Here is a 14659-nt window from a genome sequence, read left to right as displayed (position 1 = left end):
CAATACAGCCGTAGCTGGTATTGCCCGCTTTTCTACCCTTTCACCGCGCCCACCAGCAGTCCTTTGACGAAGTACCGTTGCAGGAAGGGATACAGGAACACGATCGGTCCGATCGTGACGACCGTCAGCGCCATCTTCAGCGATTCGGTCGGCAATTGCATCGCGATGCGCTGCATATCAATCGCGTTGCTCGAGCTTCTGAGGAATTCCACGTTGGAAATGAGCGTTCTCAGGAGCAGTTGCAAGGGTTGGAGTTCTTGCTTGTCGACGAACATGAGCCCGAGGAACCAATCGTTCCAATAGCTCAGGGATACGAATAATCCGATCGTGGCGAGTACCGGCTTCGCCAGAGGAATGATTAACCGCGCATAGATTCTGAATTCTCCCGCGCCGTCGATCTTGGCCGATTCATGCAAATCTTCCGGCATCGCCATCATGAAGTTCCGCATTAGGAACATGTTGAACGCATTGGCGAGCGGTGGCAGGATCATCGCCCAGATCGTATCCTTCAATTCGAGATACCGGACGCAGATGATGTACCAAGGTACCAACCCGCCGCTGAACAAAATCGTGATGATCGCGTAGATGGACAAGATGTTGCGATACCGGAAAGAACGCCTCGCCATCGCGTACGCGGCCATGCTAGTAACGAGCAAAGAGAGCAACGTTCCGGCAACCGTGACCAGGGCGCTGATTCCGTAGGCATCGACGATCCGGTTGGAGCCTAAAAACAAAATCCGATAGGAATCGAACGTCACGCGTCTCGGCCATAATTCGTAGCCATGGTTCACGATGTCGTTCTCCACGCTTAACGATCCGGAAATCACCATGATAAAAGGCAAGAGGCAAGATAGGCTGAATAAGGAAATGACCGTTACGATGGCTATGCGCCCTGGGGATAATTTTTTCAAATGCATCGCTTCGCACCTCCGCTATCGAATGTCGCGCCCCGCTCCCTTATAGGGGCGGCGAGGTTAGAATATCGCCGAATCCTTATCCGCTTTGCGGGCGATATAGTTGCTTCCCAGAACGAGGACGAACGCGACGATCGATTGCGTGAAGCCTGCCGCCGAGGCCATCCCGATATCCCCCGACTTCCGCAAGCTTCTGTACACGAACGTATCGATGACGTCCGTCGTCGGGAATAACAGCGCCGCGTCTCCGACCATCGCGTAGAACATTCCGAAATCGGCGTTCATGATTCGCCCGACCGCGAGCAACGTCAGGATCATGATTGTCGGCTTTAGCATCGGAATGCTGATGTAACGCGTCTGTTGCCATCTCGAAGCTCCGTCGATGGACGCGGCCTCGTAGTAGGATTGGTCGATATTCGTAAGCGCCGCCAGGTAGATGATCGTTCCGTATCCCGTCACCTTCCAGCGGACCGCCAACGTCAGGATGAACGGCCATAGCGGCGCGTCGCTGTAGAAATCGATAGGCTGGAATCCGAGCGACTGAACGATCCGGTTAATGGCCCCGCTCTCGTAATTCATGAGATTGTAGGCGAATACCCCGACCACGATCCAGGAAATGAAGAAAGGCAGAAACGTAAGCGACTGGGTCACTCTCTTGAAATATTTGTTGCGAATCTCGTTCAGCATCAGCGCGAGACCGACCTCGAACACCAGGCCGACGGCGATGAACAAGGCGTTGAGTAAGATCGTATTACGGACGGCCCGATAGGCGGTATCCGACGAGAGCAAGTAATCGAAGTTATACAACAGCGGCTTCGCCCAATCGCTTCCGAAAATTCCTTTATCGAAATCGAAATTTTTGAACGCGATGACAAGGCCCGCCAGAGGCAAATAGTTAAAGAGGAACAGAAAGACGCCGGCCGGCAAAAACATCAGAAGCAAGGTGCGGTTGCGAACGAGCTCGCGAATGACTCCGTTTCTTTTGATGCCCGCTATCACCCTCGTACCCGTCATCGATTTCATGGCCATTCCCCTTTCGCCTTGGTTTGTTTTAATCATAGGCTCGGCATGAAGCGCTTACAATGTGACAAAATTAAACTTTAGTGGTCATTATTGTCTTGGCATTAGGAAGCGGGTGAGTCAGCGATCGAGGTCCGTCCCCGTCACCGTTCCGGCCGGCGAATCGTCCTCGAAGCCCATCGGCCCCTTGTATAAGTTGTTCGATACGACCATCTTCCGGACGTTCGCTCCCGCATAGACGTGCGTCCTTCCCGCCTGCTGGAAATAGGAATCGAGCAAATGGATTTCGCCGCCTCCGGAATTGATTCCGCGAAATCCGACGGAAGTGAAGTTGCCTTGCTGCATCGTGATTTTCCCGGACTTCACGTCGATACTGCGCGAGGGGTCGCCCCACATCGACGTATTGTAGAACGTCGCAGAAGAATTGAATCCTTGCTCCAACGTCACGTACACCTTATCCGAAGTGCTGATCGACACGAGCTCCGTATTGACGAAGTTCAGACCGCCGGGCCCTGCCGCTTCCAGGTAGACCCCTTTTTTGCTGCCGTCCGTTCCATGCCCGACGACAATCGCCTCCGGTCCGCCGTTGCCCGTCTGCGACACGAAATGTATGCCGTACAACGACCCGTATACGAACGTATTGAAGATCGTTTCCCCCTTCACGTCGCCGATCCGGAACGCGTCGAGATTTTCCTTCTGGAAGCTCCACACCTTATCGAACTCGCCGTCGACCGGACGTCCCGGATAATTGCTTCGGCCTGCGTAATGCGGATTGAACTGCACGTTCCGCACGAAGCCCCCTTCCGCCCCGCCTCCAACGAATATGCCTTCCTTGAGCGGGGATCCCGCCACGTAATCGATATAATGGCCGCTCGTATCGTAAGTGCCGAAATCGATGCCCAGATAGGAATCCGGAAGCGTCGTATTAATGGCGTATACTCCGCGTCCTTTCCCTTGGATCGTCCACCCGTAGGGTTTGATCGCGTCCCATTTCTGGCCGTCGTAGTAGACGTTTAACCCTCTGACTCCCGCATTCGCATCTAACGTAATGAACGGAGTCGCTTTCACGTCGTTCTCCCCGTGACGGGTAAATATAACGCTGCCTCCTCCGATCGTATGATGGGGGACGTCCCACGAGCCGCGCAGTTCTACTCCGTTAGGTACGACAAGCGGCTGCTCGATCCGATAAGTGCCCGCCGGGAGGAAAACGGTGCCTCCCCCGGAAGCTCCCGCATCGGACAACGCTTGAGAGACCGCGATAGAGGCGTCGGAGCTCCCGGTTTTGTCCGCCTTGTACGGTTCGGCCGTTACGTCGAACAAGAGATCGGTCGCCGGCCTTGGCTGCTTAGGCGCGTCCGTATTGCCTATCTCCGGAAGCCGTTGCAACTGATACGGACTATCTTGCGTGACCTTCAACTCCGCGGCGGCACTTTCGTTCGCGATGTCCAGCTTGCCGCCCATGCCGGAATCGAGCGCCTTAACCGTCTTTGCATTCGCTTCGAGCAATACGTGCCCGCTCGGCGAAGCGAAGGCAGTGCCGCCTAGAATAAGCGAGCCATCCTTGGCTACGATGCCATGACCGCCTTCACCCCACCCGCTAATGTTGCTATTCTCGAAGCTGAGTACGCCGGCGCCTTCGTTCACGACGGCATCCTTCGTTACGCCGCCAACCGTGACCGCGTTAAATTGCGCGATCGATTTAAAGCCTTCCGTCGCGCGAATAGCGATCGGGGAGAGTCCTACGTTAGCCTTAAAGCTGCTATCCGTCACGAGCAAGCCGAAGTCGTTTACGCCTTCGATTAGCAGCGCCACGTTGCAATTGTCGATATCGATCCGATAAAATTGGGCGTTCGCCGTCTCGGTCGAATTCGTTCTCGTCGTGACCCTCATCCCGTTCTTGAAGCCCGACAATCGAATGTCGGACATGTACTCCCAATCTGAACGCCCCATTACGATGCCTTCCGCATGCAAAGTCGTATACCCGAACAGCGGCTCCGGAGCCGGCGCGCCCGGCAAGCCCGAGTTCGCCCAAACTTCCGGAGACAGCCTAACGCCCTCCAGACGTCCGATATCCGTCGTGAAATCGAGGAAGATGCCCGTCTTCAAGGCGGTACCCGACACGTCGTGAACGTAATGAAGCTCATTCCAGTCTGGACCGATCTTAATACCCTGATAAGAGTTCACGAGCGTAACCTTCTCGACCGTCACGCTATCTCCGGACAACTGCTGGATCGTCCAAGGATAGGCATACGTCTTCTCGAGCCTTTGCTCGGGATACCAGATCGATAAATTCGTAATTCCGCTCGCCTGCTGCAGTTGGATAAAGCTCTCGCCTTTCTCTTCGCCCCGCCCCGCGTAAACTTCGAGAATCGTACCTTCGACGGCTCCTCCGGACCAATCGTATTGGCGGTCCCCCCGTAGAGTTACCCCCGTCGGGATCAGCAGCGTGCTATCGAATCTATAGTTGCCGGCGGGAACGAAGACGACCCCGCCTCCGTTGTTCCTCGCTTCGATCAGCGCCTTCTGGAACGCTCCCGAATTATCCGCCGATCCGTCAGCGACGGCTCCGAAATCCATGACGTTATATTCCGCGACCACGACGTCCTGCGAAGGGAATTGCGTATTTCTTACTTTCTTCTGGACTTCCGGATTGATCCATACGGGTTTGACGGGAACGCTTGACTCCGGCGCTGCCGATGAAGTTGTCTCCCTAACCGTAGCTGGCGAAGCTGCGGCCGGACTGCTCCGCCCTTCTGCCCCTTCGCCCTCCTTCGATCCTTTGGCGAGGATGATCGCCGTAACTACAATAGCAGCTACTGCGGCTGCCGCCCCGATTCGCATTCCCTTGCTCTTCCAAAGCTTGCTTCCCATCGCTTCTCTTCCCTTGTCCTCTGACGTCTATAGCCGTTATTTGCCTTACTATTCATGTTATAAGGGGCGCCGTTCGCCTTCCATGTGCCAAACTTAAACTTTGCGGGCGAGAATTGGCTTGTTCCGGCTCGTTTGATGCGCAAATGAAAAAGAAGCTCTCCCGTTAGGTTCTGTTGAACCTTGGGAGAGCCTCAGGACGAATGCGATGAAACTAAACCTTACGGGGCGGCGATTAATTCCGGCTAGCCATATATTCGTCTACCTGTTTCTGAACCGCGGAGATCACCTTATCCAAGCCGATTGCTTTCTGCCTCTCTACGTAGTTCGCGACTTCTTGCGCCACGTTCGTCGTTTTGCCGTATTCGATGCGTTTGCCGACTTCCCCGAACAGTCCGTCCCGCGCGGTAACCTCGCTCTTGATCGTCTCGTCGGAAATGAATAATCCGTCCACCGCGGAGCTTACGTTGATCGGCAAGCTCGCGAACTCGGCCTCCTTTACCCAGAAGTCTCCAGGATAGCTCGGAGTCGGGCGCATGAACTGGGGCTTCCAGAACGCCCACTGGCTTTCCCATTCCATGTAATTGCTCGTGTTGAACTGCATGCCTTCGGGATACTCTGCCGCTTCCCCGTTCAATTCGTAAGTCTTGCCTTCGATTCCGTACTGCACCAGATCGTATAGCTCTCTGTCCGTCTCCATCATATCCAGGAATCTCAGCACGAGATCGGCATGAATCGAATTTCGGTTAATGGCCAGTACGTTGGCGAGCGGGCTGCGGTTAACGTATCTCTTGTCCGGATAGATGAGAGACATTTGCTGCCGATAGGAAGGATCGACGAAACCCGGATTGGCGTTCGCCCATTCATGCGACGTGATCGTGAACAGCGTCTTCCCGTTCCGCCACTGATCCGCCCCGTTCTCGGTATCGATCGTCGCGTCGCGGTTCAATATTTTATCGTCGTTCCATTTCTTGCTCATCAAAGCGGATTCCAGATAAAAGGGTTGTTGCTCGATCGCCTTGATCTTTACCCCGGGATCGTTCATGTAAAAACCGAGTCCGTGAAACTGCAGATCGACCCACTCGTCCCTTACCAGGTATAGGGAAAGCGGCGGCGTGCGGGACAACTTCTCGTTGGGATACGCCTTTTTCAGCTCATGCAAAAGCACGTCCAGGTCCTGGACCGTTTTTATCGAATCGGGTTCTCGATAAATGCCCGCTTTCTCCGCCAGGTCCGATCTCCAGCCGACGAACGGTCTTTCGTTCATCTTGATCGTCCATGGCAAACCGACGATTTGGCCGTTCATCGTGGCCGCGGACAATGTTTTCTGCTCTTGGTATTTGCGATACAAATCCGGCGCGTACTTCGGAAGCAGATCGTTCAAGGACATGTATGAACCGCGGGACACCATCTGCTTGTAAGATAACCAGTCGGCGTCGAAGTTCATGTCCCATTGATCTCCGGCAGCGGCCATCTCGAGCATTTTCTGCTTGAAATCCTCGATCGGAATGAAATTGATGCTGAATTTTACGTTAAGTCCTTTGGATTTCAAATGTTGGCTGACTTTGGCCCATACCTCGTCCGTGGCTGCTTTTTTCACGCCTCCGAAATAGAACTTCAGCGTCACTTCGCTGGCGTTGCCGACAGGAGGGGAGGAATCGTTCCGTTTGCTGCATGCGGACAAAACCATTCCGATCAGCAAGCTGGCAACCAAAGCGAGAATCGTCGTTCGAATGCGAGATTTGGTCATACTGCGTTCTCTCCCCATCGCGTTATGTCGACATTCACATTAAACCTTTCGAATAGGAAATTCAACATGGGAACCGAATTTCCCTCCCCATGCGGGCGAGTGCATTAAACGCGAACGAGCTTATATTCGACGCCCGCTTGGGCCTGCCAACCTAAGTTCGAGACGCCTGCCGATTTCGCTTCCAGGATCCGTCCGTCAGCGGTCGTGACTCGCGCGTCGAAATCGCCGATTCGCACGGAGCAATAACCGTCTTGTCCGGCGCGAATCGTCGCATCCGTCAGACGACCTCCCGACCAGCGGATATCGACTTCGAAGCCGCCTCTCGCGCGCAGACCGGATACTTCTCCTTCCGGCCAGGCGCTAGGTAACGCCGGTAGCAATCGAAGCTCTCCCGCATGGCTTTGAAGCAGCATCTCCGCAATACCCGCCGCTCCGCCGAAATTGCCGTCGATCTGGAACGGAGGATGATTGTCGAACAAGTTCGGAAGCGTGGACAACGCCAGCAACGCTTGCACGTTGTCGTAAGCTTTCTCCCCATCCTCGAGACGAGCCCAGAGATTGATGATCCATGCCCGGCTCCAGCCCGTATGGCCGCCTCCGAATGAGAGCCTCCGATCCAAGGTTACCCGGGCCGCCTTGGTCCAGTCGGGCGTACCGCGTACCGTGAATCGGCTACCCGGATGCAAGGCGAACAAATGGGAAATATGCCGATGGCCCGGCTCCGCTTCCTCGTAATCTTCCAACCATTCCAAGAGCTGCCCGTGCTTGCCGATGGCCGGCTGAGGAAGCTTACCCCGAAGTTCACGCAAGGAGCGGGCGAACTCCTCGTCGATGCCTAACTTCGCCGAAGCTTCGATACAGGACGTAAACAATTCGTGCAAAATTTGGCTGTCCATCGCAGGCCCTTCGCAAAGCGTTCCCGACTCGCCACCGGGAAGGATATACGTATTTTCCGGAGAAACGGACGGAGTCGTTACGACTGTTCCGTCTTCCCGCTCCTTCAGGAAAAAGACGAAAAACTCGGCGGCTTCCCTCATCGTCGGATACGCCTTCGACAGAAAGGCGAGATCCTTGCCGAAAGCGTAGTGCTCCCAGAGATGGAGGGAAAGCCATGCGGCTCCCATCGGCCAATAAGTCGCCGGAATGTAAATATCCTGCGGCGCGGTGTCCGCCCAGATGTCCGTATTGTGATGCGCGACGAATCCGCCGCAATCGTACATGGCTTGCGCGGTTTTTCTTCCCGGCTCGCGCATGCGCTCCAGCAAGTCGAACAGCGGCTCGTGACATTCGGCTAGATTTCCGCTCTCCGCGGGCCAATAATTCATCTGGGTATTGATGTTGATCGTATATTTGCTATCCCAAGGAGGGAGCATATGCTCGTTCCATATGCCTTGAAGCGTGGCGGGCAACGACCCCGGACGACTGCAAGAGACGAGCAAGTATCGCCCGAACTGATAATAAAGCGCGGCCAGCCCCGCATCGGCGCGACCTTCCTTCACCCGATTCAGTCGCGCCTTGGTCGTCAATTCCCCCAAGCCTTCCTCGTCGGTTCCGCCTCCTATACGGAGACTAACCCGCTCCATCAGAGAGCGAAAGTCCTTTCGATGGCTTTCCCTGAGCCCGGCATAACCTTTGGCGCTTGCTTCATCCGCGGCGCGAATCGCCTCCGCTTCGGGATCCGCATGCCGGAACGAGGTCGCCGCCGTCACAATCAGCGTCGCGCTGTCCGCTTGCTCGATGATCATCGTCTCGCCGATGATACTTAGGGTTCCGCCCTCCAAGTCCGCTCGAAGCACCGTCCGGAAATCCGAGCCCCCGGCGCCGCCGCAATTGCCGCGCATGACGATCGTCCGGCCGTCCTCCGATTTCGATAGCTCGTCGTAATAACGGTTCGTCGGTCCGCGCGTCAACTTCGCTCTAAGCGATATTCCTCCCGGCCGATCCGATGTCAATCGAAGCACGATCGCCCGGTCTTGATAGCTCGCGAACGATTCCCTCTCGTACGAGACGCCTCCGGCCCGATAGCCGATCTTGACGATCCCTTCGCCCAGATCCAATTCCCGACGATAGTCCGTATCTTCTCCCGCATGGCCGCGGAAGCTCAGTCGCAAGTCCCCGAGCGGCATATAATGCCGCTGCGATTCCGGCACCCCGGACAACGCGAGCGCGGACAGCTCTTGCGCTTCTCCCGGCCGACCGGCCGCGATCAGCTCGCGCACCATCCCTACGTTGGCCAGCGCGTCCGGATTGTTCCTGTCGCTCGGCCCGCCATACCAAACGCTATCCTCGTTGAGCGCGATCCGCTCTTCCCGCGGGCTCCCGAATACCATGGCCCCGAGACGCCCGTTCCCGATCGGGAACGCTTCCTCCCATGCCGATGCGGGTCGATCGTAGCGCAGTCGGCCGATTCCTCCCGATTTCTCTCGCATGCCGTCCCTCTCCTCAGCCAACCATACCGATGTATGGGGAAATTCAAGAAAGGGAGCGGAATCATTCCCGCTCCCCCGTTCAAGCCGATGCCTTATTTCAAAGAGGCGGCCAGCTCGAGCGTTTTCTTGTTCCAAGCTTCCGTCTCCGGAATGATATCGTTAATGTCCCGGGTTCCGAAAATAATATCGTTCATGATGTTATTCCAGTTATACTCTCCCCATCCGGGAACCGTAAGGCCCGGTTGGATCTTCGCGTTTTCTTTGGCGATTTTGACCGCTTCCGTGTTTTTGCCCTTCCACATTTCCGTTTCGTCGTAGTAAGCGGTCAGAGCAGGATCGATAACGGACGCGTTCGCGCCTTGGTCGATTTTCCACTTCTGCGCTTCCATCGTGAATTGGAAGCTTAGCCACAGGAACGCTTCTTCTTTATGTTTCGAGCCCGCGAGCAACGAAAGAGGGCCGTAGATCGTATAGCCCGGTTGGCTTTGCGTGCCGCGAGGGAACGGCAGAACGTCCCAATTGAATTTGGCTTCTTTTTTCAAGCCTGGCAGCACCCAGTCTCCGCCGATCGCGAAGCCCGTTTTACCGTTCTTGAACTCCCTGGACACGTTACCGGAAGCCGTTGCCGCATCATTGCTTTGCATGGACCCGTCTTTCGTAACGAATTCCTGAAGCCATTTAACGTCCGACATGACTTCAGGCGAGTTCATGACGCTCTGCGTAAGATCTTCGTTCATGTATTGTAGGTTGGCCGCATGTCCGTCGGCGACGGCTTTCGTGCTCAGCAAACGCATTTGGAACTCGGCTTGCGTCGTCAAGCCGAACTCCCCGGCATCCGGATCCGTTATTTTCTTGGCCACGTTACGGAAGTCATCGTAAGTCCAGTCGTTGGCAGGCATTTCTACGCCATGCTTCGCCAGCAGATCCTTGTTGACCAGAATCCACATCGGCACGTCGACCATCGGTACCGCTAACTTCTTGTTATTGAAAGTCATCGTGTCGTAGAAGCCTTGCGGCAACGACACGCCTTGCATGATCGTGCTTTTCTCGATATATGGGGTCAAGTCTTCAAGAAGCTGGTTTTGATCGAAAGCGATCAAATCTTGATCGATCTCGGATACGTCCGCCGGCGTTCCCGCGGCTTCCATCGCCTGGATGATGCCCATGATCGGCTGGCCGTTAACCGGTACTTGCTCGATCGTGATCCAAGGGTACTTCTGGTGAAACAGATCGTATAGACCGTTGTACGTGTCTTTCCAAGAAATGAATTTGAGCGTTACGGGATCGTGTTTTTCATCGGAGGCCGTTGCGCTTTCCGAAGCGCTCGAGCTCGGGCTGACGCTTGCGCTATTCGAAGCGTCGCCTCCGTTTCCGGAATCTTTATTGCCGCCGGAACATGCCGACAGGACGAAAGAACACATTAAGACGATACTGAGCATCCACGATAACGCGCGTTTGTTTTTCACTTTGTATTTCCTCCCCTAATAATGGTTGTTTGAGTTGCGTATAAGTCCCCTTGCGTAAACGGGCAAAGCGATGAGGCTTGACCTTGCTAGGCATCACTCCCCTCAAGTCATACCCTTAAGTTCGCAATTCCTTATTCCACGATTCCCGTTCTTTCGATTCCCGTGACGAACCATCGCTGGAGGAACATAAACACGACGATCGGCGGCAGGATGATCATGAACGCCGCGGCCATCTTCGTCGCCTCCGTTACCGGATCGGTGATGAAGTGCGTATTGCCAAGTAACGAAGGGTTCAGAACGTTCTCCAAGTTATCCAGGCGGATCGACAACGGGGTGAATCCTTTCGCCAAGAACACCGATGGCTCGTAGTACATGTTCCAATACCAGATGAACGAGAACAGGAACACGACCAGGCAAGCCGAACGGGCGAGCGGCAGCATGATGCCGAAGAACAATCTGGCCGTGGAAGCGCCGTCCAGCTTGGCCGCTTCCTCTAGACTGATCGGCTGTGCCCGGAAAAACTGCCGGAAAATGAGGATAAACAACCCTGCCTTGAGCCCTTGCCCGAATACGGCCGGAATCAAGAACACGTAAATCGTGTTAAGCAGATGCAGCTTGCTGTAAATGACGTAAAGCGGAATGATGATGACCTGCGGCGGAATTAGGAACGTTAAGATGACAAGCCCGGTGATCAAGCCCTTGAAAGGCACGTTCAGCCGCGCGAGGGCGTAACCCGTCATCGCGCAGATGATGACTTGAAACGCGGAGCAAGCCAGCGCGATGAGCGCCGTGTTCTTGATGGCTTCGGGATACTGCATCCCCTTCAGCGCCTTGGTCATGTTCTCCCACGTCACGACGCGGGGAATCCATTTGACCGTCGGGTCGTTCAGGTCGACGCTGTTCTTAAGCATCGTGCTGACCATGTACAGTAAAGGCTGCAAGTAGAGATAGGCGACGATCGACAGCAGCGCGTAAATAATCAGCTTTGCCAGCAATCCATCCGAGAGATTTCGTCCTAGGACGATCATCTTGACCTTCTGAGACTTACGGTTCCATAGCAATCCCAAAATTTGAACCTTTACTTTTTCCAGTATCGTTGCGGGATTCATGAACGCCCCCTCCTTGTTCTCATCGTTCGTTCGAACAGCCATAGGACGACGGCGATCAGAATGAAGATGAACCCGAAATAGATCCAGGCCATCGCGCTCGCGTATCCGTACCCGGTATCCACTTTGATCATGTTTTCTTTGATGTACTTGAGGATCGGATTTTGCGGGAACGTGAACAGATCGATGATCGTATACAGCACGTTCAGGCTGATGAACGGAATGCTGGCCGGCAGCGTGATTTTCCAGAAGCTGTCCCATGGGGATGCGCCGTCGATGCGTACCGCCTCATAGATCGTCGGGGAGATCGTCTGGAAGCCCGCGATGAAGATCAGGATTTGGACGCCGGAGTACCACAAAATCAGAATGACTTTCTCGAGCACGTTCATGACCGTCTTCGCAAGCTCCGGACCGACGTATTGGTCTACGATCGTCTCCAGGTTATATTGCTGAATGAAAGGAACCTCGCCGGCGCCTTGCACGAACAATTCCGACAGCACCTGGCCCGTGGCGAAAATAACGGGCAGGAAGAAGAGCGCGCGGTAGATGAACCGGCCCGGAAAACGTTGATTCAGCATAAGAGAGATCATGAGCGCGAAGATGACGATGATCGGAACCATGAGCAGCATTTCTTGAAAGTACGTAATCAGGTCGACCGGGAAATTGTTGTCCTTCAGGAAAGCATCGCGGAAATTTTGCAACCCAAGCCATTCGTACTTAAACCCGCCCGGAACGATCTTCACTTTATTGAAAGACATGAAGATCGACCAACCGATCGGGATAACGACGAACGCGCAGAAACCGATCAACCAAGGAAGCATGAACAACAAGCCTTTGCCATAGCTTCCCGTTCGGTGGAGGAGCGCCTGCTTGCGTCTTTGTTTCGTCTGGGTTGTCATGCCCCTCCTCCTTTCTCCACCTTGAAGGACTTGTTGCCGTAATCGACGATCACTTTAGTGCCATCCTCGTAAGTCGTAACGAATCGGTTTGCGGTCAGCTTCTCGTGATTGACGATCGTCTGCGAGAACAAGCCGGACAAAGCATCGAAATCTTTATATTCCTTGACGAGCCTATCGGCCCATTTCTCGTATTGGCTGCTGAACAACCAAGAAGCGACGTATTTCAGATCGCGCGAATCCTTGTAAGTCAGGAAGTAGGTCGGGATCGCGCCGTATTCGATAGCTTTCAGGAATTCGTCCTCGACGTTGTTGCGCAAGTTGCCTTCATCGAACGAATAAGGCACGTACCCGTGCAGCACGATCGGGTAGAACGGCACCGTTTCGCCGATCATGAAGTCGTAGCTGGATTCGTTCGGGAAATAATCGATGTAATCGACGCTGCCGACCGCATAGGCGTTGCCGCGGTAGACGCTAGCCGATCCGAGCTGCTTGCGGGTATAGTCGAGCAAGCCTTTGTAGGCATCGATCGTATATTCCCGGGTTCTGATGCCCGAAGGATCGTAATCGTTGAACGGCACCTCGCCGAGCATATTGTAGTGGATTCCCGCCACGCCGATGTCCTTGAGCTTGTCGATCGTGTCGTAAGCTTCGCGGACCGTCTTTTCCGGCTTCGCCATGTACCACCCGTAGCCGTCGAACGCCGTGCCGTCGATTCCGCGAATGGCGTTGTTCTTGCCCGAAGAGGCCGACGCCGAGTCGATCCAGGAGAAATCGTCTTGGAAAATGACGTCGATGTTCTCCTTCTTCATCTCCGAGACGAACTTCTTGGCTTCCGAATCCCCTCCGAGCGATTTCTCTATCGGGAATCGTTTCTCCATGTTGTAGTCGCCCTGATCCTGCCAACCGTAGTAGATGACCTTGGCGTTCGTCATCCCCTTATCCTTTAACGACTTGACGATTTCCGTCGCCTGGGGGAACGTCGTCGCGGTAACGTACTGGATCCGGTTGTAAGCTTCCCTGAAATTGCCGCCGAAGATCTTCAGGTACATCGGCGCGTGCGAAACCGGCTTCAGAGTTTGCGTCAATTGTCCGTTCGCCTTCAGATACTCGCGGTAAGACTTCGCCATGCCGACGTAACCAGCATCTTCCCCGGTCAGGAAGCGGTATTCGACCTCTCGGTCCCTATCCAGTCGTTGTTTCTGGTTGGCCTTCGTCGGCGTCGACAACCGGCTGACTTGGTACAGGTACTCCTCGCGATAGATCTGATTCGAGTTCACGTTGTAGAAGGAAGTCTTCAAGCCCGGCGGCATCGCGCTGATGTTCGCCGAATCCCCTCCTTGGGTGAGCACGGCCACGTATGCGTTGTCGCCCTTCTTCACGCCGAATACCGGGTAGGCGATATCTTCCCTTCGCTCGCCGGACCTCGTGTAGTTCGCCATGTTCGTAATCTCCGAACCGTATACCTCGTGGTTGTAGCCGCGGGAAATATCGGCCTGCTCGGAATCGAAACGGATCAAGCCGCCCGGACCGTCGGGCACGAACAGGTAACCGTCTTCCTTAGAGGTAGCGGCTCCGAAATACGGCAACAGGTCGAGCGTGAAGACGACGAATTCGCCTTCTTCGCGGATGCCGTCGGTCGGTACCCTTACCTTCAACCCTTGCGTCGTCAGCTCGTATTGAATCGCCAATCCGATTTTCTTTTCCGGGAACCAGTAAGAGATTTGTACGCCTTTGTCGTTCTTGATCATAGCTACTTCCATCTTCGGCGAAGAAACGTTTAACGTATCCCGAATCGTCTGGTCTTTGCCTTGGGTCATGACGAACACCAATGCGAAAGGCGATTTCAGATTTTGCAGCGGCAAGCCCTTGGTTTTCTCTTCTTTAAGCTGTTCCTCCGTCGGATTGCTGGTCCATCGGTAGCCGTTGCGCTTGTTCACGACCGCGATCTGCGTGTCGTCCGGCCTGATATAAAGCGCATAAGACTCGTTCTCCAGCGCCAAGGCGAATCCGTCCGCGCCGGGTTTCGGCTTCCAAGCTTCGCCCTGGTACAAGGCCGCATGCGCAGCCTCCGCAACGTTTATCCCGGCTTTAGCGAATGTCTCCGCGGCGCTAGGCGTTCCGCCGCGAAGGAAAAAGCTCAGCAAGTAAACGATCAGAATAAGAACCGCGATCGAAATCAGCTTTACGCGAAGGGATAGGCGCTTGAT

At 54.8% G+C, this 14659-nt stretch carries 9 protein-coding genes; all 9 read right to left on the bottom strand.

Annotated features, from left to right (window positions below; translation table 11 throughout):
- Window positions 1–32: 32 nt before the first annotated feature.
- The 9 genes from D7Z26_RS15260 to D7Z26_RS15220 all read right to left on the bottom strand — a co-directional run bounded on the left by D7Z26_RS15260 (window position 33) and on the right by D7Z26_RS15220 (window position 14596).
- The gene (locus D7Z26_RS15260) at window positions 33–917 is read right to left on the bottom strand and encodes a carbohydrate ABC transporter permease (protein WP_120977833.1); all 885 of its coding nucleotides are present in this window, start codon (window positions 915–917) and stop codon (window positions 33–35) included.
- 57 nt (window positions 918–974) lie between these two features.
- Window positions 975–1937: an ABC transporter permease gene (locus tag D7Z26_RS15255; protein ID WP_233566936.1), complete on the bottom strand. Its 963-nt coding sequence runs from the start codon at window positions 1935–1937 to the stop codon at window positions 975–977.
- Window positions 1938–2054: 117 nt separating this feature from the next.
- Window positions 2055–4805 (bottom strand): glycosyl hydrolase family 28-related protein, encoded by a 2751-nt coding sequence (locus tag D7Z26_RS15250; protein ID WP_120977832.1) that lies wholly within the window; start codon window positions 4803–4805, stop codon window positions 2055–2057.
- Window positions 4806–5037: 232 nt separating this feature from the next.
- Window positions 5038–6552, bottom strand: a complete 1515-nt coding sequence (locus D7Z26_RS15245; RefSeq protein ID WP_233566934.1) for an extracellular solute-binding protein — start codon at window positions 6550–6552, stop codon at window positions 5038–5040.
- 104 nt (window positions 6553–6656) lie between these two features.
- The gene (locus D7Z26_RS15240) at window positions 6657–8981 is read right to left on the bottom strand and encodes a glycoside hydrolase family 95 protein (RefSeq protein WP_120977830.1); all 2325 of its coding nucleotides are present in this window, start codon (window positions 8979–8981) and stop codon (window positions 6657–6659) included.
- A gap of 92 nt (window positions 8982–9073) precedes the next feature.
- On the bottom strand, window positions 9074–10447 hold the full coding sequence (locus D7Z26_RS15235) for an ABC transporter substrate-binding protein (protein ID WP_120977829.1): 1374 nt from the start codon (window positions 10445–10447) through the stop codon (window positions 9074–9076).
- A 131-nt stretch (window positions 10448–10578) separates the two neighbouring features.
- The gene (locus D7Z26_RS15230; RefSeq protein WP_158602333.1) at window positions 10579–11556 is read right to left on the bottom strand and encodes a carbohydrate ABC transporter permease; all 978 of its coding nucleotides are present in this window, start codon (window positions 11554–11556) and stop codon (window positions 10579–10581) included.
- A complete protein-coding gene (locus tag D7Z26_RS15225) occupies window positions 11553–12452 on the bottom strand; it encodes a carbohydrate ABC transporter permease (protein WP_120977827.1) in 900 nt (299 codons plus the stop codon). The genes D7Z26_RS15230 and D7Z26_RS15225 overlap by 4 nt, the downstream gene beginning before the upstream one ends.
- Window positions 12449–14596, bottom strand: coding sequence for a DUF5696 domain-containing protein (locus D7Z26_RS15220; RefSeq protein ID WP_147423863.1), 2148 nt, complete (start codon window positions 14594–14596; stop codon window positions 12449–12451). Before D7Z26_RS15220 ends, D7Z26_RS15225 begins: the two co-directional genes overlap by 4 nt.
- Window positions 14597–14659 lie beyond the last annotated feature (63 nt).

It is taken from the genome of Cohnella endophytica (genome assembly GCF_003628305.1).
Lineage (GTDB): Bacteria > Bacillota > Bacilli > Paenibacillales > Paenibacillaceae > Cohnella > Cohnella endophytica.
The sequence above is the reverse complement of the archived record's forward strand: the minus strand, read 5'-3'. Positions and strand labels throughout refer to the sequence as shown.